General features: G+C 64.7%; 18 protein-coding genes and 1 riboswitch. Of the genes, 8 read left to right on the plus strand and 10 right to left on the minus strand.

Going from position 1 to position 21,346, the window contains the following annotated elements:
- Positions 1-152 precede the first annotated feature (152 nt).
- Both aroC and QM467_RS13680 read left to right on the plus strand, forming a co-directional pair.
- A complete protein-coding gene (gene aroC, locus QM467_RS13675; RefSeq protein ID WP_283366889.1) occupies positions 153-1,274 on the plus strand; it encodes a chorismate synthase in 1,122 nt (373 codons plus the stop codon).
- 168 nt (positions 1,275-1,442) lie between these two features.
- The gene (locus QM467_RS13680) at positions 1,443-1,736 is read left to right on the plus strand and encodes a hypothetical protein (RefSeq protein ID WP_283366890.1); all 294 of its coding nucleotides are present in this window, start codon (positions 1,443-1,445) and stop codon (positions 1,734-1,736) included.
- Between the two features lie 6 nt (positions 1,737-1,742).
- On the opposite strand, the gene QM467_RS13685 is transcribed toward QM467_RS13680, so the two are convergent.
- Complete coding sequence (locus QM467_RS13685) at positions 1,743-2,522, minus strand: phosphodiester glycosidase family protein (protein ID WP_283366891.1); 780 nt, start codon at positions 2,520-2,522, stop codon at positions 1,743-1,745.
- 59 nt (positions 2,523-2,581) lie between these two features.
- Between QM467_RS13685 and ribB the strand changes: the two genes are divergently transcribed.
- Genes ribB through QM467_RS13700 form a run of 3 tightly spaced genes read left to right on the plus strand, consistent with a single transcriptional unit; the run spans position 2,582 to position 5,993 of the window.
- Positions 2,582-3,883 carry a 3,4-dihydroxy-2-butanone-4-phosphate synthase gene (gene ribB / locus QM467_RS13690; RefSeq protein ID WP_283366892.1) on the plus strand — a complete coding sequence of 434 codons (1,302 nt, stop codon included), beginning with the start codon at positions 2,582-2,584 and terminating at the stop codon, positions 3,881-3,883.
- Positions 3,880-4,512, plus strand: coding sequence for a cob(I)yrinic acid a,c-diamide adenosyltransferase (gene cobO, locus QM467_RS13695; RefSeq protein WP_283366893.1), 633 nt, complete (start codon positions 3,880-3,882; stop codon positions 4,510-4,512). The genes ribB and cobO overlap by 4 nt, the downstream gene beginning before the upstream one ends.
- Before the next feature lie 29 nt (positions 4,513-4,541).
- The gene (locus tag QM467_RS13700; protein WP_283366933.1) at positions 4,542-5,993 is read left to right on the plus strand and encodes a cobyric acid synthase; all 1,452 of its coding nucleotides are present in this window, start codon (positions 4,542-4,544) and stop codon (positions 5,991-5,993) included.
- Here QM467_RS13700 and cbiB read toward each other — a convergent pair.
- On the minus strand, positions 5,977-6,951 hold the full coding sequence (gene cbiB, locus QM467_RS13705; protein WP_283366894.1) for an adenosylcobinamide-phosphate synthase CbiB: 975 nt from the start codon (positions 6,949-6,951) through the stop codon (positions 5,977-5,979). The two genes, QM467_RS13700 and cbiB, sit on opposite strands and share 17 nt — an antisense overlap.
- On the opposite strand from cbiB, the gene cobD reads away from it, so the two are divergent.
- A complete protein-coding gene (gene cobD / locus QM467_RS13710) occupies positions 6,950-7,969 on the plus strand; it encodes a threonine-phosphate decarboxylase CobD (protein ID WP_283366895.1) in 1,020 nt (339 codons plus the stop codon). The two genes, cbiB and cobD, sit on opposite strands and share 2 nt — an antisense overlap.
- Here the strand turns inward: cobD and QM467_RS13715 are convergent.
- The 8 genes from QM467_RS13715 to glmU form a co-directional block, all read right to left on the minus strand.
- On the minus strand, positions 7,966-9,015 hold the full coding sequence (locus QM467_RS13715; RefSeq protein ID WP_283366896.1) for a HoxN/HupN/NixA family nickel/cobalt transporter: 1,050 nt from the start codon (positions 9,013-9,015) through the stop codon (positions 7,966-7,968). The genes cobD and QM467_RS13715 overlap by 4 nt on opposite strands.
- 36 nt (positions 9,016-9,051) lie before the next feature.
- A riboswitch (cobalamin riboswitch) is annotated at positions 9,052-9,232 on the minus strand.
- A gap of 25 nt (positions 9,233-9,257) precedes the next feature.
- Complete coding sequence (locus tag QM467_RS13720) at positions 9,258-10,166, minus strand: SPFH domain-containing protein (RefSeq protein WP_283366897.1); 909 nt, start codon at positions 10,164-10,166, stop codon at positions 9,258-9,260.
- A 368-nt stretch (positions 10,167-10,534) separates the two neighbouring features.
- Positions 10,535-12,124, minus strand: a complete 1,590-nt coding sequence (locus QM467_RS13725) for a 2-isopropylmalate synthase (RefSeq protein WP_283366898.1) — start codon at positions 12,122-12,124, stop codon at positions 10,535-10,537.
- A gap of 147 nt (positions 12,125-12,271) precedes the next feature.
- Positions 12,272-12,517: a hypothetical protein gene (locus tag QM467_RS13730; RefSeq protein ID WP_283366899.1), complete on the minus strand. Its 246-nt coding sequence runs from the start codon at positions 12,515-12,517 to the stop codon at positions 12,272-12,274.
- Between the two features lie 33 nt (positions 12,518-12,550).
- Positions 12,551-12,853, minus strand: a complete 303-nt coding sequence (locus tag QM467_RS13735; RefSeq protein ID WP_283366900.1) for a hypothetical protein — start codon at positions 12,851-12,853, stop codon at positions 12,551-12,553.
- A gap of 235 nt (positions 12,854-13,088) precedes the next feature.
- Positions 13,089-13,811, minus strand: a complete 723-nt coding sequence (locus tag QM467_RS13740) for an SDR family oxidoreductase (RefSeq protein WP_283366901.1) — start codon at positions 13,809-13,811, stop codon at positions 13,089-13,091.
- A 25-nt stretch (positions 13,812-13,836) separates the two neighbouring features.
- A complete protein-coding gene (glmS, locus tag QM467_RS13745; RefSeq protein WP_283366902.1) occupies positions 13,837-15,666 on the minus strand; it encodes a glutamine--fructose-6-phosphate transaminase (isomerizing) in 1,830 nt (609 codons plus the stop codon).
- A 238-nt stretch (positions 15,667-15,904) separates the two neighbouring features.
- Positions 15,905-17,284 carry a bifunctional UDP-N-acetylglucosamine diphosphorylase/glucosamine-1-phosphate N-acetyltransferase GlmU gene (glmU, locus tag QM467_RS13750; protein ID WP_283366903.1) on the minus strand — a complete coding sequence of 460 codons (1,380 nt, stop codon included), beginning with the start codon at positions 17,282-17,284 and terminating at the stop codon, positions 15,905-15,907.
- Positions 17,285-17,589: 305 nt separating this feature from the next.
- On the opposite strand from glmU, the gene QM467_RS13755 reads away from it, so the two are divergent.
- Positions 17,590-19,101, plus strand: coding sequence for a glucan biosynthesis protein (locus QM467_RS13755; RefSeq protein WP_342395129.1), 1,512 nt, complete (start codon positions 17,590-17,592; stop codon positions 19,099-19,101).
- The gene (mdoH, locus tag QM467_RS13760) at positions 19,089-21,272 is read left to right on the plus strand and encodes a glucans biosynthesis glucosyltransferase MdoH (RefSeq protein ID WP_283366905.1); all 2,184 of its coding nucleotides are present in this window, start codon (positions 19,089-19,091) and stop codon (positions 21,270-21,272) included. The genes QM467_RS13755 and mdoH overlap by 13 nt, the downstream gene beginning before the upstream one ends.
- Positions 21,273-21,346 lie beyond the last annotated feature (74 nt).

Raw genomic sequence — 21,346 nt, forward strand, 5'->3', positions numbered from 1 at the left:
CGCCATTCCGCCAGACGGCCGGCAAACGCCGTGAAAAAACCGCGCCGTGAATTTGGTAGCCTGCCTCGCCTCGCGAGGCAAGCGCGGGCCATTTGGCCTTTTGCGCGCTTTAGGGTTAGAACGCGGCGTTCCTTTCAGACGATCCGGCCGCCATGTCGCACAACACCTTCGGACATCTCTTCCGCGTCACCACCTTCGGCGAGAGCCACGGCCCCGCTTTGGGCTGCGTGGTCGACGGCTGCCCCTCGCGCCTGCCGATTGAAGCCGCCGAGATCCAGCAATTTCTCGACCTGCGCCGGCCCGGCCAATCGCGTTTCACCACCCAGCGCCAGGAGCCGGATCAGGTCAAGATCCTCTCCGGCGTCATGACGGACGAGACCGGCGTGCAGCGCACCACCGGCGCGCCCATCGCCCTGATGATCGAGAACACCGACCAGCGCTCCAAGGACTATGGGGAGATCAAGGACTCCTATCGCCCCGGCCACGCCGATTATGTCTATGACGCCAAATATGGCATTCGCGATTATCGCGGCGGCGGCCGCTCCTCGGCGCGCGAGACCGCCGCGCGGGTGGCGGCGGGGGCCATCGCCCGCAAGGTCATCCCCGGCGTGACCATCCGCGCCGCGCTGATCCAGATTGGGCCGAAAAAGATCGATCGCTCCCGCTGGGACTGGGAGGAAGTCTCGCGCAACCAGCTGTTCTGCCCTGACGCGGTCGCCGCAGTCGAATGGGCCGATTATCTCGACGACATCCGCAAGGCCGGCTCTTCGATCGGCGCTGTGCTGGAAGTGGTCGCGGACGGCGTTCCCGCCGGCTGGGGCGCGCCGATCTATGGCAAGCTCGACGCGGAACTCGCCGCCGCGCTGATGTCGATCAACGCCGTGAAGGGCGTCGAGATCGGCGACGGCTTCGCCTCCGCCGAACTGACCGGCGAGGAAAACGCCGATGAAATGCGCGCGGGCCAAGACTCCTCAAATTTCGGCCCGGTTTTCCTGGCCAATCACGCGGGCGGCGTGCTGGGCGGCATTTCCACCGGCCAGCCCGTGGTGGCGCGCTTCGCGGTCAAGCCGACCTCGTCGATCCTGACGCCGCGCCGCTCGGTGGACCGTTACGGGGCGGAAGTGGATTTGCGCACAAAAGGCCGCCACGACCCTTGCGTCGGCGTCCGCGCGGCGCCCATCGCCGAGGCCATGGTCGCCTGCGTGCTGGCCGACGCCTTCTTGCGCCATCGCGGCCAGCAGGGCGAAGGTTTTTCGTGGCCGTTCGAAAAATAACGAGAAGACCAGACAGCAACGGGCGCACCCGCACGGCAAAGCCGGCTGCTTGCGAGTTTTGGCGACGCGTCGGAATAACGCGGCGGGACGATCCTATTGTAATTCAATAAGAAATAATTATTTATTTAAAATCGCAACTACGTATTCAATGTTTTGAGCAGCTGAAAAATGCACCTCCCCTCGATTGATATTTTTGTCGCCATCGGCGTTACTGTTTCTACAGCGGTTACGGACGCCGTCTATGTCTTTTTCAACGCCTCGGTTTCAGAGCGAAGACGAATAGCGGCGGCGACGTGGAGCAGCATCTGGTACATGCTGTCCGCATTCGCGGTCATCAGCTACACCTCGAACTGGGTCTATGTGCTTTTCGCGGCTATAGGCGCGTGGATCGGAGGATTCTTTTCCATTACTGCGCTTAACTGGATAAGTCCGCGAAAAGAGCATACCTCGTCGGCGAAGTAGATCGAGTCATCGGGGCAATTGTGTCCTCGCCACCGCCCCGACCATCGGCCCCATCGGCAAGGTAAAATCATTGCGTCCGAGATTGGGCGCATAGAGCGCCGAAATCGAGCCGTCGAGGAAGAGCGCATTTTCGCAATGCAGCGCGTCGCGGAACAGGCTGGCGAATTCGTAAAAAGTCACCGGCTCGTTGGAAATGGCGAAGACGACCTGCCCCTCGCGGTCCACGCCGACGCCATTGCGCGTCTTGGCCGAGATTCCCTCGGCGTGGATGCGAGGGTGGATCTTGCCGTTGAGCACCAGCATCGGGCCTGATTGCGTGGCGTAGTCCGCAGCCGGGCGCTGGCTGAGGAAATGCGCTGTCTCCGTCACGCCGGCCTGCCCGGGCCCAATGTAAAACACGCCATTGGGCTTGAGATGGAAATTGCCGGCGCCGCCGCGCGTATTGGCCCGCCGCAACTCGACGCCCTTCTCGACATAGAGACCGACCGGCGCGTAATTCGAATCATACATGCCGGCGTTCATGGCGAAAACCAGCTTTTCGCCCGATTTGAGCGTCGCCGCCGCAGCCTCGAAACTCCCCAGCGGTTCGCCGTCCGGCGCCCGCCAGAACAGCCGCAGGTCGTCCGTTTTCGGATCGAATCGGCAGATCGTATAGGAGCGCCCGCTTTGCTTGAGATCGCCGCAAGGCGCCGCCGGCACGGGCCAAGGGGCGGCGAAAACCGGGGTCAGCGCGAACATGAGCAGCAAGAATCCGCGGATTGTGATGAGATAAAAATGTGACCGCATGGGCCTCCCGAACGGATTTTAGTATTGCTAAAATCCGGAAATTCTCTAGTTTCTCCGCCATGAAGCTGGCGGAATGGTTGCGCAAAACCGGCGTGAGCCGGATCGAGTTCTCAAGGCGCCTCGGCCTGACGCCCGGCGCCGTGAGCCAGCTCTGCAATCAGGAAAGCGTCTGGATGTCGCGCGACACGGCCCAAGCCATAGCGCGCGAAACCGGAGGCGCCGTAACGCCGAACGACTTTCTGCCCGAGGTCTGTGGCGAGGACAAGATGGGAGGACACTCCGTGACGAATTCGGTGACCCAGGCCATTGAGGCGATGAAGCGCGGCGAGATCGTCATCGTGACCGATGACGACGACCGCGAGAATGAAGGCGATCTGGTGATGGCGGCGAGCCTGTGCACGCCGGAGAAAATGGCCTTCATCATCCGCAATTGCTGCGGCATCGTCTGCGCGCCCCTCAGCGTCGCCGAGGCGCGGCGGCTGCATCTCACTCCCATGGTGGCGGACAATGACGCGCCGCTCGGCACCGCCTTCACCGTCTCGGTGGACGTCAAGCACGGCCTGACCACGGGCATTTCGGCGGAACAGCGCTCCAACACCGTGCGCGGCCTCGCCAACAATAATCTCGGCGCGAGCGATTTCGTGCGTCCCGGCCATGTGTTCCCGCTGGTGGCGCGCGAGGGCGGCGTGCTGATGCGCTCTGGCCATACCGAAGCCGCCGTCGATCTGTGCAAACTCGCCGGACTGCCTCCGGTGGGCGTGATCTGTGAACTGGCCAATGACGACGGCACCGTGATGATGGGGCCGCAGATCGTGGCCTTCGCCGAAAAGCACAATCTCAAGCAGATTTCGGTGGCCGATCTCATCGCCTATCGCCAGGCGCGCGAGACGCTGGTCGAGCGCGTCGCCGAATTTCCCGTCAAGACGCGCTTTGGCGAATTCACCGGCTACGCCTTTGTGACGCCGTTCGACAAGGTGCAGCATTTCGCTATCGTGGCGGGCGATATCGGCGAGGGCCGTGACATCCCCGCCCGCCTCCATCGCGCCGACATCATGAGCGACGTGTTCGGCGGCGGCGCTTCCATCAACAAGGCGCTGGAAAGCTTCACCAAGCAGGGACGCGGCGTGCTGGTCTATCTGCGCGACGGCGCGGCGGGCGTTCCCGCCACGCTGGTCGGACAGGAGCAGGAGGCAGGCGCCGAGAACGAGCGCGCGAAAAACTGGCTCGATATCGGCGTCGGCGCGCAGATCCTGCGCAATCTCGGCGTGTCCTCGATTCGCCTGCGCACCAAGACGCCGCGCAAATATGTCGGCCTCTCGGGCTTCGGCATCGAGATCACCGGCACGGAGGACGGCCTTTGAGCCCGGAGACGGACGACGCCGAAGCTCTGCGCCATCGCGAGAAAATGGCGAAGCGCAAACAGGTTCAGGACGCCGAGGTCGCCGCCAAGACTGTCGAGTCCAAGGGACTGCTGATGGTCCACACCGGCCCCGGCAAGGGCAAGTCCAGCGCCGCCTTCGGGCTTGTGCTGCGCGCGCTCGGCCATGACTGGAAGGTCGGCGTGGTGCAGTTCGGCAAGGGCGGAGAAAAAAATTCTTGGCAGACCGGCGAACGCAAGGCGCTGGAGCGTTTTTCCGATCTGGTCTCCTGGCACACTCTGGGCGAGGGGTTTACGTGGGAGACGCAGGACCGCGCCCGCGACATCGCCGCCGCCGCCCGCGCCTGGGACAAGGCGAAAGAACTGATGGCCGATCCAGAAATCAAGCTGCTGGTGCTGGACGAGTTGAACATCGCCTTGCGCTATGAGCATCTGCCGCTCGACGAAGTGGTCGCGACGCTCATTGCGCGGCGGCCGGACCTCCATGTCATCGTCACCGGACGCAACGCCAAACCCGAACTGGTCGCCGCCGCCGATCTCGTCACCGAAATGCAGGCGACGAAGCACCATTTCGCCGCCGGGGTGAAAGCGCAGGCGGGCATCGAGTTCTGATGGCGGGTTCTGGCACGGCTTTGGCGCTGATGTTTCAGGGCACGGGCTCCGACGTCGGCAAGTCCCTGCTGGTCGCCGGGCTGTGCCGCGCCTATACCCGGCGCGGCCTCAAGGTGCTGCCCTTCAAGCCGCAGAACATGTCGAACAACGCCGCCGTGACCCAAGAAGACGGAAATGCCGGCGGCGAGATCGGCCGCGCGCAGGCGCTGCAGGCGCGCGCCTGCCATGCCGCGCCAAGCGTCCACATGAACCCCGTCCTGCTCAAGCCGCAGAGCGAGATCGGCTCGCAGATCGTCGTGCAAGGCAAGATTTTTGGGACCGCGAAGGCGCGAGATTATCAGGCGCTCAAGCCGCAACTCGCCTCCTTTGTCTCAGACTCTTTCGCCCGTTTGCGCGCCGAGGCGGACCTTGTTCTGGTCGAGGGCGCGGGGAGCCCCGCCGAGGTCAATCTGCGCAAGGGCGACATCGCCAATATGGGTTTTGCGCGGGCGCATGATGTCCCGGTCGTACTGATCGGCGACATCGACCGCGGCGGCGTCATCGCCCAGGTCGTCGGCACAAAAATCGTGCTGGACCCCGCCGACGCCGACATGGTGCTTGGCTTTCTCGTCAACAAGTTTCGCGGCGACGCCAGCCTGTTCAGCGAGGGCATGAACCTGATCGCAGAAAAGACAGGCTGGGCGGCGCTCGGTCTCGTGCCCTTCTTCGCACAAGCGGCGCGCCTGCCCGCCGAAGACGCCGTCGCCCTGTCGCGCCGGGAGAAGACGCAGGGCGGCGGCAAGATCATCGCCGTGCCGCAGCTGCCGCGAATCAGCAATTTCGACGATTTCGACCCGCTCAAGCTTGAGCCCGATGTCGATCTGCGCATGATCCCGCCCGGCGAACCGCTGCCGCTCTGCGATCTCGTCATCCTGCCGGGGACCAAGGCGACCATCGCCGATCTCGCCTTTTTCCGCGCGCAGGGCTGGGACATCGACCTGCTCGCCCATGCTCGGCGCGGCGGCAAGGTTTTGGGCATTTGCGGCGGCTATCAGATGCTGGGCCAGACGGTCTCGGACCCGCTCGGCATGGAAGGGCCGCCCGGCGCCATCGCGGGCCTCGGCCTGCTTGACGTCTCGACCGAATTGACCGCCGAGAAAATCCTGCACGCCTGCGCAGGCGTTTCCATTCCCGAGGGCGCCGGTTTTTCGGGCTATGAAATGCATGTTGGAACAACCCGTGGCCCGGATTGCGCGCGGCCGCTGCTGCGCTTTGCGAACGGCCGCGCCGACGGCGCCGTCTCGGCCGATGGCGCGATCCGCGCCTGCTACGTCCACGGACTGTTCGGCGATGAAGACCAGCGCGCCGCGCTCCTGCGCTGGATCGGCGCCGAGCCTTCGGCGCTTGGTTATGAGGTGGAAGTCGAGCGCGTGCTCGACGCCCTCGCCGCCCATCTCGAACAGCACATCGATCTCGATGCGCTGCTCACCCTAGCGCGATGACCAGCAACCCCGCCAAGACGAGCATCTGCGCGGCGCAGGCGCGGCGGTAAAGCGTCAGCGCGCGGCGAATGTCGGCGGCGTCCAGCTCCGCGCGGCCGTCGCCCATGTAAACGTCATCCACCATCTCGCCGCCATAGACGCGCGGCCCCGCCAGCTTGAAGCCGAGCGCGCCGGCCAACGCCGCCTCGGGCCAGCCGGCGTTGGGCGAGCGATGTTTTCCGGCGTCGCGGCCCACGGCGACCCAGGCCGCGCGCCATTCCGCGCGCGGCGTGAAGGCGGCGGCCAAAATGATCCACAGCGCCGCCAGCCGCGAGGCCGGCAGGTTGACGAGATCGTCGAAGCGCGCCGCCGCCCAGCCGAAGTCCTTGTAGCGTTCGTTCCGGTGGCCGATCATGGAATCCGCCGTATTGGCGGCCTTGTAGAGCGCCCCGCCCGGCAGGCCCAGCGCGGCGGTCCAGAAGGCCGGCGCGACGATTCCGTCGGAGAAATTCTCCGCCAGACTCTCCACCGCCGCGCGGGACACGCCGGCGACATCGAGCGCCGACACGTCGCGCCCGACGATCATCGCCACTTTTTCACGCCCGCCGGCGAGTCCTTCGCGCTCCAGCGCCTCGGCCACCGCCGCGACATGCTCATAGAGGCTGCGCTGCGCGACGAGCGACGACGCCAGCACGGCAAGGACGATGAAGCCAAACCAGTTCTGTGGCGCCCAGTCACTCAGAAGGCGCGCGACTTCGCCCGTGACGGCCAGAACGATCATTAGGCTCAGCGCGCCCAAAACTTTGCGGCGGTCGCGGGAAAACTCGGGCCGGTTGAGCATTTGCTCCAGCCGCGCGATAAGGGCGCCAATCCAGCTCACCGGATGGCGCAATACAGCGTAAACCGGCGCGGGATAGCCGATCAGGGCTTCGAACAGCAGCGCCGCCAGGGCGAGCGCGAGGGTGAAGGCGGAAAACATGGTTGCGGCGACGAATCTTTCGGACGAGACCGCCCTAGCCTATCACGGCGGCGGCCTCGCCGCCGCCCGCCGCCTGTTTCCGCAAGCGCCCGAGCCCTGGCTCGACCTTTCGACCGGCATCAATGCGGCGCCTTTTCCTTTTGCGCCGGTCAGCGCGGCGGCTTACGCACGGCTACCGGAGGCGGAGTCCATCGCAGAGCTGGAAGGGGCTGCGGCGGAACGCTTCGGGTTGGGCGCCGGTGCGGGCATCGTCGCAGCGCCGGGAACGCAGGCGCTGATCCAGCTGCTGCCGCGACTGCTGGGCGCGAAAAAAGTAGCGATCCTCGGCTTCACCTATGCGGAGCATCAACGCGTCTGGGCCGCCAGCGGCGCCGAGGTCGCAGTCTGCGACAGACTCGACGAACTGGCCCACGCCGATCTCGCCGTCGTCGTCAATCCGAACAATCCGGACGGACGGTTGTGCAATCCGCGCGACCTGCGCGATCTCGCGCGCGGCATGTCGGCGGAAGGCAAAAGCCTGATCGTGGACGAGGCCTTCATCGACCTTCTGCCGCGCGAAAATAGCCTCGCGCCGCTGCTGCCTTTGCCCGGCGTCCTCGTGCTGCGCTCCTTCGGCAAGACTTTTGGGCTCGCAGGCCTGCGGCTCGGATTCGCGCTCGGCGAGACATCCCTGACCGATTCGCTGCGCGCGGCGATCGGCCCCTGGGCGGTGAGCGGCGCGGCTGTCGAGATCGGGATCGAGGGCTATCGCGACCGCGCCTGGCTGAATGAGACCGCCGCGCGACTTGGGCGGGATTGCGCCCGCCTCGACGCCCTGCTGGCGGCTGCCGGATTCGAGATTGTCGGCGGAACGCCCTTGTTTCGCCTCGCCCGTCATGAGCATGCGCAACAGATCTTCCGGCGCCTGTGCGGGGCGGGCGTGCTGACCCGCCCCTTCGCGACGCGGCCGGGCTGGCTGCGTTTCGGCCTACCGCACGGCGAAGCCGATTTCGCGCGACTGGCTCAAGCGTTTGTCTAGGCTTTCGCTTCAAGCCGGTCGAAGCCCTTGAGTCTGTAGATGATGATGGAAATCAACCAGCTTGCGGCAAACAGGCCGATGATGCCGTAACCAAGCAGGCCGAAATTCTCATTGAGCGCGCCGATCGAGTCCCAGAACGCCCCGTGGAGTTCGTAATGGTCGGCGATCATGCCGAGCGTTTCGATGCCGCCGATCGCCAGAGCGACCAGCGCCGAGACGGCGGTGATGGTGAGATTGTAATAGATCTTGCGCACCGGCTTCATGAAGGCCCAGCCATAGGCGCCGAGCATCAGCACGCCGTCGGCGGTGTCGACCAGCGACATGCCCGCCGTGAACAAGGCAGGGAACACCAGCAAGGACGCCAGCGTCGCGCCGTCGGCGGCCTGGGTCGCGGAAAGTCCGAACAAAGCCACTTCCGTCGCCGTGTCGAAGCCGAAGCCGAACAGCATGCCAACCGGAAAGAGATGCCAGCTCTTGCGCACCATGGCGAAGACCGGACGAAACAGGCGCGACAACAGGCCGCGCTTGTTCAGCAGCAGGTCGAAATCCTCGTCCGTGACGTTTTCGCCGCGCTTGACCGCCTGAAAACTGCGCCAGACGGAAGCGAAGACAAAAATATTGAAGATCGCCAGCAGGAAAAGGAAAAGCGCCGAGGCGCTGGTGCTGACGATATGGCCGACGGCCTTGAAATCCTCGAACCGCGAACTGATCGCCACGCTGGCGAAGCCAACGGCGATCGACATCGCCACCACCACGGCGGAATGGCCGAGCGAAAAGAACAGCCCGACCGCGAGCGGCCTTTGGCCCTCCTGCATCAGTTTGCGCGTGGAATTGTCGATGGCCGCGATATGATCGGCGTCCACGGCATGGCGCAGGCCGAGCGAATAGGCCAGCAGCGCCGAGCCCAGCAGCACCGGCTTGTCGTGAAAGACCGCGAAGGCCCAGGCCCACGCGGCGATATTGGCGAGCGCGAGCCCGCTGAAAAGAAAAAGCAGCTTTTGGCGCAATGGCCCGCGCTGCGCGAACGCTTCCGGAAGTCCCTGCATAACACCCTCGTATGCGACGGTATGTTCACCGGCCCTCATGGGACGGCGGGCAAGGGCAGGTCTCCTGGCTTGCGAGTCATCGCGAAACGCCAGCCTTCCCGGACAAATCCAGTGGCCATTTGCGGCGTTGCGCTCGTCGCTTACAGTTGCGGGGGCAGCCGGGGAGTTTCACCCCGTTCCCTATTAATCCCTAGGGAGCCTTGCTGCCGAGACGTTAGCGGAGGACGCCGCGCGAGGCAAACTCATTTGTCGCCGCGGCTGGTCGCGGAAATCGCCTGCATGACCTGTTCGGTGAAGGACTGCACCGCGCCCGGCGCATGCGAGACGAACAAGGTGTTGGTCTTGTCCTGCTCACCGATCGACTTCAGCGTGTCGAAATATTGCGTCACCAGGACGAGCTGCATGACTTCCTTGGCGCTGGCGTCGCCGAGCGTCCGCTGAAAATCCTCGATCGAGCCGCGCAGGCCCTCGATGATCGCCTTGCGCTGATTGGCGATGCCCTGGCCCTGCAGCGCCTTGCTCTCGGCCTCGGCTTCGGCCTTCTTGACGACCAGGATCTTCTCGGCCTCGCCGCGCGCATTGGCGGCGACCTGCGAGCGTTGCGCCGCGTTGATGTCGTTCATCGCAGCCTTGACCTTGGGGTCGGGGATGATGTCGGTCACCAGCACATTGACGATCTCATAGCCGAACGCCGCCATGTCGACGTCGAGCTCATGCTTGACCGCGGCGGCGATGCTGGACTGGCTCGCGAAAACGTCGTCCAGCATCATGCCGGGCACATGGCCGAGCACGACCTGTTCGACATAGGCCTTGATCTGCGCCTCGGGGTCCGAAAGCGCGTAATAGGCCTCGAAGGCCTTTTCCGGCCGCACGCGGGTCTGGACCGAGATCGGAATGGTGACAAAGACATTGTCCTTCGTCTTGGTCTCCATGGTCAGAGACATCTGGTTGACGCGCAGGCTCATCCGCCCGTCCACCTTGTCGATATAGGGAACCTTCCAGTTCAGGCCGGCCTGGGCGACGCGCAGATAGCGGCCGAACCGCGTGATGACCCCGACCTCGGCGGTCTGGACCGTGAAAAAACTGCCCAGCACGGTCGCCAGCACGAAGAGCAGCGCAATGCCGCCGAAAGACGAAAGCAAAATATCCATGAAACGCCCACTTGAAAACGCCGCTTGCACGCGGTCAAAGCGAGGACGCGACGGTCCGTTCAGGTCCATCAAGCCATCGTCCGGTGAAAGTTACAAGACGCGCGCCGCCAGCAATCCCGGCCGGAAGCGAATGGGCTTAACCGAAGGAAAACGGTGTATTGCCGCAATGCAACGAAAGTCTGGGAGATGCATCCCCCGTTTGAAGGATGCGGTCTCAGCTTTCCGGGATGACACTGGCGGCGTGAACCGGAATTTTCGGTCCATGATTTGAAGAGCGAGCCATTTTCACAGGCTCCGGGCTTCTCTCCCGGAGCGCAGCGGACAGGGCCGGACGGCGCAGGCCGACGACCCTGTCCGCTTTTTCAATGTCAGACCGTGGCGATCGCTTCCAGCCTTTCCCGGCCGCGCCGCGCCATGATCTTGTTCAGCGCCGCGACATAGGCGCGCGCCGAGGCGACCAGCGTGTCCGGATCGGCGCCCTTGCCCGAGACGACATTGCCTTCTTCCGACAGCCGGACCGTGACTTCCGCCTGCGCATCCGTGCCTTCCGTCACGGCGTGGACCTGATACAGCTCCAGCTTGGCGTCATGCGGCGCCAGCGCGTGGATGGCGTTGAAAATCGCGTCCACCGGGCCGTTGCCTGTGGCCTGATGGGTCTTCAACTCGCCGTCGAAGTCCAGCGTCAGTGCGGCCTTCTGCGGCCCCTTGGTCCCGGCGACCACGGTCAGTTCGACGACCTTGATCCGCTCATGCGAGCTGACGATCTCGTCGTCGACCAGGGCGACAATGTCTTCGTCGTAAACGATCTTCTTGCGGTCCGCCAAATCCTTGAAACGCGTGAAGGCGACCTGCAATTCATTGTCGCCCAGCTCGTAGCCCAGCTCCTTCAGCTTTTCCTTGAAGGCGTGGCGGCCGGAATGCTTGCCCATCACCAGCGAGGTCTTCTGCACGCCGACCGATTCCGGCGTCATGATTTCATAGGTATGGGCGTTCTTCAGCATGCCGTCCTGATGGATGCCGCTTTCATGGGCGAAGGCGTTCCGCCCGACGATGGCCTTGTTATACTGCACCGGGAAGGACGTGACCGCCGAGACCAGTTTTGACGCCCGGGTCAGCAATTTGGCGTCGATGCCGTTCGTGAAAGGCAGGATGTCGGCGCGGGTGCGCAGGGCCATCACGATTTCTTCCAGCGCCGCATTGCCCGCGCGCTCGCCGATGCCGTTGATTGTGCATTCGATCTGCCGCGCGCCGCCCTGCACGCCGGCGATGGAATTGGCCACCGCCAAACCCAGATCGTCGTGGCAATGGACCGAGAAGATCGCCTTGTCGGCGTTGGGCACGCGCGACCGCACCATCTCGAACAAGGCGCGATATTCGTCCGGCGTGGTGTAGCCGACGGTGTCGGGAATATTGATCGTTGTCGCGCCGGCATTGATCGCGGTCTCGACCGCGCGGCACAGGAAGTCATGCTCCGTGCGGGTGCCGTCTTCCGCCGACCATTCGACGAATTCGACATGGTTTCGCGCGCGGGAGACCGACGAGGCGATCAGCTCCAGCACCTTTTCAGGGTCCATTTGCAGCTTGTACTGCATATGGACCGGCGAGGTGGAGATGAAGGTGTGGATGCGCGGAATGCGGCCGTGACGCACCGCCTCGGCGCAGCGGTCGATATCCTTGGCGGAAGCGCGCGACAGGCCGCATACGGAGGCGTTCTTCACGCGGCGCGCGACTTCGGACACGGATTCGAAATCGCCCTGCGAGGCGATGGGGAAGCCGGCCTCGATCACATCGACGCCCAGAGCGTCCAGAATGTCCGCGACTTCCAGCTTTTCTTCAAAGGTCATCGAGGCGCCGGGGCATTGCTCGCCGTCGCGCAAGGTGGTGTCGAAGATGAAGACCCGGTCTTTGCCACAAGTCTGGTCCGAAGTCTGGGCGGAGGAATGATTTTGCTTGGTCATGAGATGTTCCTGGCGATAGGCGCCCCAATTCGCGCTCGGCATAGTCCTGTTGAGCTGTTCAAGCAATTGTCGCGGACATGCGAAGCCGGGGCCGGAAAAGGCTGCGGCGAAAATCCCCTGAGCGCCCAGGCAAAGCCCGGCCGGCCCTCAGGGGTTGATAAGAAGAAGAATTTTGGCGAGCGCGCGCGCGGATGCGGCCGGGGCAAAAGCGCCGGCTTTCATCATCTGCGTCTGGTTGGTCTCAAAGGACACGGGCGGCTCTACGATTGGGCTGCGAACAGCCTCGGTTATTTCTAATAGCGTGATCCCGCCGGCAAAATCAAGGGCGTGCTCATCGCGACGGCGATGTCCCGCGCGCGACGCGCGGTCGCTTTCGGCAGGCGAGCAGAACATTCGCCGCTCTAAGGCGCTGGCGATTCAATGCGTTCAGGCCTTTTTCCGCGCTTCAGCGTCAGCACTGTCGCCCAAAGTGACGAACTCATTGACCATCGCCTCGTAATCGGCCCAAAACTCGGCCTTTACGAGAGCCCAGACACCCTTCGACCGGGCCGCTTGCGCGACTTTGGCGCGCAAGGCGTCATTGCTTTTCTCAATCCCCCTCACAAAATTGTGCTGAAGATTGGAGAAACGTCCCGTTTCCTCGAACTCCCTCCGCCGCTTTCGCAGCGTTTCGGCAAGTTCTTCAAGTTTTTCGCTGAGTTGCTGCTCTTCCCTGTCGGACACGGTCAAGGCCTCCCGGGGGGCGCTCGTGCGCCGAGAGCAGATGGGCTACAGCGGCGAAGTCACGAACGTGAATTGACTATTGAAACCATATGGGGATCGGCGCCATTCGGGACAATGGCTGGCCGAGGGAGGTCGTTTCTTGGCCAGATTTGGTCTACCGGTGGCGAAAGCGAGCGATTGACCGATCTCTATTCCCTGCGGTTCGCCCCGCCCAGCGGGAAGGCCTGAGACCACGGCCCGATCAGGGCCAGCCGCCGGAAAAATAGACCACCTGCCCCGTCGTGAAGGGCGAAGCGCCAGAGGCGAAAAAGGCGATCAGAGCGCCGACTTCTTCCGGCTCGCCCAAGCGGCCGAAGGGCACTTTTTCGGCGATCAGCGCGCGCCCGTCCGGATCGTCGATGAATTTGGCGCGCGGATAATACATCTCGCTATAGAGGTAATTGGGCGCGACGACATTGGCCTGGATGCCGAAAGGCGCGGCCTCCTTGGCCAGCGCCCTGGCGAAGGCCGTCGTCGCGGCGCGCAGGCTGGTGGGCACAGCGAAGCCGGGTTCCGGCCGGGTCTCGCGCGCCGAGGTCACGAAGACGAAACTGCCGGAGCGCCGCTGCTTCATCGCCGGCAGGAAAGCCTGCGTGAGTTCGATCGGGAACAGCACTACGGCGTCAAAAGTGGCGCGGAAATCGTCGAGCGGAATATCCTCGATGGCGTCGCGCGTGATCGGATAGACGTCATTGCTGACGATGGCGTCGGGCAATCCCGCCACCGCCAGGATTTCAGCCTGGATATCGACCGGCGTCTGGGCGCCCAGCGCCCGCGCGCCGGTCTCCTGCTCGAAGTTTTTTCGCGCATCGGGCGAAACAAAGGAGGCGTCATGACAGAAGACCTGCGCGCCGCTCTGGACCAGCGCCGTCACCGCGCCCGGTCCGCAATATTGTCGCGCGTTGGTCAGCAGAATCAGGCGCATTCCTCCGCTCTCCCCTGCGCAAGAATCACTCCACCGTGACGCTTTTGGCCAGATTGCGCGGCTGGTCGACATCCTTGCCCATGTGGACCGCGGTGTAATAGGCCAGCATCTGGATCGGCGCGGCATAGACGATGGAGCTAAATTCCGGCGCCATGTCGGGCATGCGGATCTCACCGGCGAGCGTGACCGCCGCCGCTTCGATGGCGTTGGAATCGCCGACCAGAATGATCTTGCCGCCGCGCGCGGAAACTTCCTGCAGGTTGGAGACGGTTTTTTCCAGCACCGGATCGGTCGGCGCGATCACGATCACCGGCAATTCCTCATCGATCAGCGCGATGGGGCCATGCTTCAACTCTCCGGCGGCATAGCCCTCGGCGTGGATATAGGAAATTTCCTTGAGCTTCAGCGCGCCTTCCAGCGCCAGCGGGTAGGAGGTGCCGCGTCCGAGATAGAGCACGTCGGTCGTCTTGGCGAGCTGCTGCGACAGCGTCTCGATGCCTGCCTCCAGCTTCATCGCCTCGGCCAGCAGGCCCGGCACGACCATCAGTTCATTGACCAGCCGCCGCTCCTCCGCCGCGTCGAGCGCGCCGCGCGCCCGGCCCAAAGCCACCGCGAGCGCCGCCAGAACAGTGAGCTGGCAGGTAAACGCCTTGGTCGAGGCGACGCCGATTTCGGGACCGGCGAGGGTTGGCGCGGCGACGTCGCTCTCGCGGGCGATGGTCGAGGTCGGCACATTGACCACGCCAACGATCTTCTGTCCGTGGGCCTTGGCGTAGCGCAGCGAGGCCAGCGAATCCGCAGTCTCGCCGGACTGCGAGACCACGATCATCAGCCCCTGCTCCGGCAGCGGCGCCTCGCGGTAGCGGAATTCCGACGCCACGTCGATCTCGACCCGCAGCCGGGCGAAACGCTCGAACCAGTATTTGGCGACCAGCCCGGCGTAATAGGCCGTTCCGCAGGCGGTGATCGTGATGCCCGTCAGGCTTTTCGCGTCGAACGGCAGCTCGAACGGCAGCCGCACCGCGCCAGCGGAAAAATCGATGTAATGGGCGAGCGTGCGCGCCACCACTTCCGGCTGTTCATGGATTTCCTTGGCCATGAAATGCCGGTAATTGCCCTTGTCGACCAGAAAGGCGGAGGCCTGCGTCTTCAGTTTGGGCCGCAAGACCAGCTCGTTGTCCTCGTTGCGGAATTCCGCCGAGCCGCGCCGCAGGATCACCCAGTCGCCGTCTTCGAGATAGGTGATGGTGTCGGTGAAGGCGGCCAGCGCCAGCGCGTCGGAGCCGAGATACATCTCCCCGCCTTCGCCATAGCCGACCGCCAGAGGCGCGCCGCGCCGCGCGCCGATCAGCAGGTTCTCCTCGCCCTCGAACAGAAGCGCCAGCGCGAAGGCGCCCTTGAGCCGGGGCAGGCTGGCTGCAACCGCCTGTTCCGGCGACAGGCCGCGACGGATCTGCTCCGTCACCAGATGCGCCACGGCCTCGGTGTCGGTCTGGGTGACGAATTCATGGCCCTGCGCGATGAGTTCGTCGCGCAATTCGCGGAAATTCTCGATGATGCCGTTATGCACCACCGCGAGCTTGTCGGTGGTGTGGGGATGGGCGTTGTTCTCGGTGGGGCGGCCATGCGTCGCCCAGCGGGTGTGGCCAATGCCGACCGAGCCATGGAGCGGCTTCTCGCGCAGCAGGGCTTCGAGATTGCGCAGCTTGCCCTCAGCGCGGCGGCGCTGCAGCCGTCCGTCTTCCAGCGTTGCTATGCCGGCCGAATCATAGCCGCGATATTCGAGCCGCTTGAGCGCGTCGATCAGCGGTCCGGCGACCGGACCCTGACCGAGAATGCCGACAATGCCGCACATGAATTCAAAATCTCCGATTGATCGCGCCGATCAGAAAGGCCGGGTTCAAGCCCGGACGCAAGTCAATTTGCGCGACAATGCTTTAACACGGCCTCGGCGCGGCGACGAAGGGCCAAGCTTGCGCCGGCCGCCAAGTCCTTTTTCCCGAAAACTCTGCAACCTTTTTGCAAAATTCGCAAAGCTCGGCCCTGGCCGTCTTTGGAAGGCGGCGTCTAAGCCTTATGGCCGGGCGCCTCGCCTATTTTGCGGCCTTGAGCGCCGCCATCTTCTTGCGGAAGGCCGCGGCCCAGCCTGGCAGCACCGCCTGGCGGCCGCGCGCGACGGCGAGCGCGTCGGCTTCGACATTCTCTGTGACCACCGAGCCGGAGCCGACAAAGGCGCCGTCGCCGATCTCGACCGGCGCCACCAGCGCCGAGTTCGAGCCGATGAAGGCGTCGGCGCCGATCCTGGTGCGATATTTGAGGAAGCCGTCGTAATTGCAGGTGATGACCCCGGCGCCGATATTGGCGCGCGGGCCGATGCTGGCGTCGCCGATATAGGTGAGATGATTGACCTTGGCGCCTTCGCCGATATCCGCCTTCTTGATCTCGACGAAATTCCCGATCCGCACCTTGTCCGCAAGGTTCGCGCCGGGCCGAAGCCGGGCGTAGGGGCCGATGGCGACATTCTTCGCCAAAGTCGCGCCTTCGAGATGCGAGAAGGAATGAATGACGCTGCCGTCGCCGACCGTCACGCCAGGGCCGAACACGACATGCGGCTCAACCACAACATCCGAGCCCAGAACGGTGTCGAAGCTGAAGAAAACCGTCTCCGGCGCAACGAGCGTGGCGCCGCCGAGCATGGCCGCCAGCCGCAGCCGGCGCTGTATTTCCGCTTCCGCGACCGCGAGCTGGGCGCGGTCGTTGACGCCCAGCACTTCCTGAGCCGGCGCCATGACCAGCGCGCAGGCCGCGCCTTCTCCTCGCGCCATGACCACGGCGTCAGGCAGGTAATATTCTTTCTGGGCGTTGGAATTGCCGATGCGCGCCAGCCAGTCGAGCGCCCTCTTGCCGTCGAGCGCCATCAATCCGGCGTTGCAGGCGCCGACCGCCAGCTCGGCGGGACTCGCGTCCTTGTGCTCGCGGATCGCCAGCAGCGCGCCGTCATTGTCGGTGAGAAGGCGGCCATAGCCGGTCGGGTCCTCCGGCTCGAAGCCGAGCACGGCGATTCCCGCACCGTCGCTAAGCTTTTCGCGCAAATGGGCGAAAGTCTCGGGGCGCGTCAGAGGCGTATCGGCGAAAAGGACCAGAACATCGTCGAAGCCCTCCGCCAGGGCGTCGCGCGCCGCCAGCACGGCGTGGGCGGTGCCGAGCCGTTCCGCCTGCACGAGAATCCGGGCCTCTGGCGCGGCGGCGCGCGCCTCGGCGGCGACGTCGTCCCGTCCCGGGCCAACCACCACCGCGACCGCGTCCGCGCCGGCCCGGGCCACGGAATCCAGCACATGGGCGAGCATCGAGCGCCCGGCGACCTTGTGCAGCACTTTCGGCAAAGCGGAGCGCATGCGCTTGCCTTCGCCGGCGGCGAGAACGATGGCGAGGCAGCGGCGCGGCGCGGCGCGGCGTTCGGTTTGCGTCGTCATGAGACCCTCGGTGCGAGAAATCGGGGCTTGAAGTTTGGCGGGTTTGGCGCTTACAGGCTGGGGTGTATAGGGGAGCGGCAAAATCCGGCAAGGCAAAAAATCCGCCTCGCAACCGCCGCAAATTAGTTTATAACCCGCCAGCCGGGGAAAAGCGGACGGATAAGGGCGATCTCCATTCGTATGAGCCCTAGGCCATTCGTATGAACCTTTTTGCGGGCGCCGGCCCTTGGCGAGGAGCGTCTTCCGCGCCAAGAATGACAAGACAATCGGAACGGACTGCCTCTCCCATGTTGAAGCGACGGGAAGTGTTACAATTGGCGGGAAGCGCCGCCGCCCTCGCCGCCGCCGACACATTGCCTTCCGCATTCGCCCAGGAACAGCCTGCCGACGCGATGCCCTTCTCCGGCCCTGCCGTCGTCGACATGGCGCGCGCCCTGGCCTCGAAACCCTTTGTCGCGCCCAACGTCGACCTGCCGGGCGCCCTGACCAGCCTCACCTATGAAGGCTATGTCGCGATCCGAGCGAAGCCCGACGGCCTGATCTGGACCGACGATTCAAGCGGCTTCGTCATCGAGCCGCTGCACCGCGGCTTCATCTTCACCAATCCGATGCAGATCAACCTCGTAGAGGGCGGCCTGTCGCGGCGGTTGAATTACGACGCCTCCAAATTCGTCTTCGGCGGCGTCAATCTCCCCGCCCCGCCGACCAAGCTCGACTTTTCCGGCTTCCGCGTGCTGCGGCGCGACGATCGCGGCGACTTGCAGGAACTGGCCATCTTCCAGGGCGCGAGCTTCTTTCGCTCGGCGGCGCGCGGCCAGAACCTCGGCGTCACCTCGCGCGGCCTCTCCATCCGCACCGGCGACGCGCGGGGCGAGGAATTTCCCTTCTTCCGCGCGGTCTGGATCGAAAAGGCCAGCCGCGCCGCCAACGCCCTGACCATCAACGCCCTGCTCGATTCGGAAAGCGTCTCCGGCGTCTATCGCTTCACGATCCACCCCGGCGACGCCACCATTATCGACGTCGAATGTTCGCTGTTTCCCCGCGCCGCGCTCGATTATTTCGGGCTGGCGACCATGAGCGCGACCAGCCTTTTCAGCCCGCTCGACCGGCGCGGCGACGACGACGTGCGCGACGCGGCGGCGGAATGCACCGGGCTCCAGATGCTCACCGGCGCGGGCGAATGGGTCTGGCGCCCAGTCTCGAACCGCAACAATCTCCAGATTTCGGAATTCGTGGACAATAACCCCAAGGGATTCGGCTTCCTCCAGCGCAACCGCGAATTCGACGATTTCTACGACCTCACCCAGCATTGGGAGCGCCGCCCGTCGCTCTGGGTCGAGCCAATCGGCGACTGGGGCGCCGGATCCGTCGAACTGGTCGAAATTCCGTCCGACAACGAAAACGCGCAGAACATGATCGCCTTCTGGCGGTCGAAAACGCCGCTCGCCAAGGGCCAGCAGGCCGATTTCGCCTATCGCCAGTTCTGGTGCTGGTCGCCCCCGTCGCGTCCGCCGGCCGCCGCCGTCACCGGCTCGCGCGGCGGGCGCGGCGGCGCGGCCAAGCAGCGCCGTTTTCTGGTCGAATTTCGCGGCGACGCTCTCGGCGATGTCGCCCGCATGGCCGATGTAAAGGCCAATCTGACCATTTTCCCGGGGAAAATCGCCAGCCTGCGCACCTATCCGGCGCCCGAGCGCAAGAGCTGCTATGTGCAGTTCGACATTGACGTCGCGAGCGAAAACGCCTGCGAAATGCGCCTGACCCTTGAATCCCAGGGCGCGCCCCTTTCCGAGACCTGGCTTTACAGATGGACGCTGTAACCGAGACCGCCCCCGCCCACGCGCCGAACGCCCCGCCGGCGGCGCCCTTCGCGCCCGCCATGCCGGAGGAATCGCGCCTCGACATGCCGGAACAGAAGCTGTCGCGCTTCGATCCGGCGACCGAGCGGCGTAAATTCGTCAACAAGTTCCGCTCGCCCTGGCTGTCACGCCTCGTCACCTTCGGCGGCGGCCTCGCCCTGACCAGCTGGGGCGCCTATGAAATGTACCGCGTCATCGACGTGGGCGGCATCACCTTCCTGAAATGGGTGCTGCTGGTCCTGTTCCTGGCCAATTTCTCCTGGATCGCCCTGTCCTTCGCCGCCTCCGTGGTCGGTTTCCTGCATCTGCTGTTCGTCCGTCCCAAGCCGCCCGCCCAGCCGGAAAGGCTCTCGACCCGCACCGCAGTGGTCATGCCGATCTATAATGAAACCCCCTCGCGGGTGTTCGGCGCGCTTCAGGCCATTTACGAGGATGTCGAAGCCACCGGCCTCGGCGCGTCCTTCGACTGGTTTTTCCTTTCCGACACCACCGACCCGGACGTCTGGATCGCCGAGGAGCGCGCCCTGCTCGCTCTGCGCGGCAAGCTCGGTCCGAAGGCGCGGGTCTATTACCGCCATCGCGCCAAGAACACGGCGCGCAAGGCCGGCAACGTCGGCGATTTCGTCGCCCGCTGGGGCGGCGCCTATGAACAGATGGTCGTGCTCGACGCCGACAGCCTGATGACCGGCCACGCCATCGTCTCGCTCGCCGCCGCGATGGAGGCCGACCCCGACGCCGGCATCATCCAGACCCTGCCGCTGATCATCAACCGCAACACGCTGTTCGCCCGGGTGCAGCAATTCGCGGCGCGCATCTACGGCCCGGTCATCGCCGACGGATTGTCCTGCTGGATGGGCCGCGACGGCAATTACTGGGGCCACAACGCGATCATTCGCACAGCCGCCTTCGCCGCCCATTGCGGCCTGCCCCATCTCAAGGGCAAGCCGCCCTTCGGCGGCCATATCCTGAGCCATGATTTCGTCGAGGCGGCGCTGATCCGCCGCGCAGGCTATTCGGTCTATATGCTGCCCTCGCTGGGCGGCTCCTTCGAGGAAAGCCCGCCGTCGCTGATCGACGTGGCGGCGCGCGACCGCCGCTGGTGCCAGGGCAATCTCCAGCACATCAGCGTGCTTCCCGCCAAGGGGCTGGTCTGGCCCACGCGCCAGCATTTCGCCACCGGCATCATGGGCTATGTCGCCTCGCCGCTCTGGCTGGCCCAGCTGCTGGTCGGCATTCTGCTCGTTCTGCAGGCGAGCTATATCCGCCCGGAATATTTTTCCAAGGATTTCACGCTTTTCCCGACCTGGCCGCGATTCGACGCCGAAAGGTCGCTGGAGCTGTTCATCGTGACCATGGCGGTGCTGCTGGCGCCAAAGCTGTTCGGTCTGATCGTCGCCTTGTTCGACGGCCCGACGCGGAAGGGCTCGGGCGGCGCGCTTGGCCTCGTCTTCTCGACCCTGTTCGAAGTGCTGATGTCGGCCTTGCTGGCGCCGATCATGATGATGGTCCATGCCGGACACGTCATGCATATCATCTTCGGCTTCGACACCGGCTGGGAGCCGCAGCGGCGCGACGACGGCTCGGTGCCCTTCAAGGCCATCATGCGCCGCCACCGCGACCATGTTTTGCTCGGCTTCATCTCGCTCGTCGCGGCGCTTCTGATCTCGCCCTCGCTGGCCGCCTGGATGTCGCCAACCATCGCCGGCCTGATCCTCGCCATCTTCCTCTCCTGGGCCAGCGGCCAGAAATCCATCGGACTCGCCTTGCGCCGCGTCGGCCTGCTGATGACGCCGGAAGAAAAGAATCCGCCGCCCATCGCCTCGCGCGCCAATGCGCTCTCCGAGGCCCTCGCCGCCGACGGCCACGACCAGGCCGACGGGCTGCGCGCCCTCCACGACGACCCGGCGTTCTGCGCCCTGCACCAGTCCTTCCTGCCGCCCGCGCCGCATCGCGCGCTCGGCGACATCACGCCGGAACGGGCCATGGCGGTGGCCAAGCTCAGCGACGCCCGCAGCATTGACGACGCCGTGAAATGGCTGCAGCGCAAGGAGCGCATGGCGCTGATCCAGGACCGCGCCCTGATCGCCCTGCTCACGCGGCTGCCCGCCTCGGGCGCCGCCGCGGCCGAGTAAGACAACGGGTGAGGCGAATCGGCAACGCGGCTTGCGAAAATCGCGGCGTCGTTAATCGTGGGTTAAGACGAACA

Source organism: Rhodoblastus sp. 17X3, assembly GCF_030056575.1.
Classification (GTDB): Bacteria; Pseudomonadota; Alphaproteobacteria; order Rhizobiales; family Beijerinckiaceae; genus Rhodoblastus.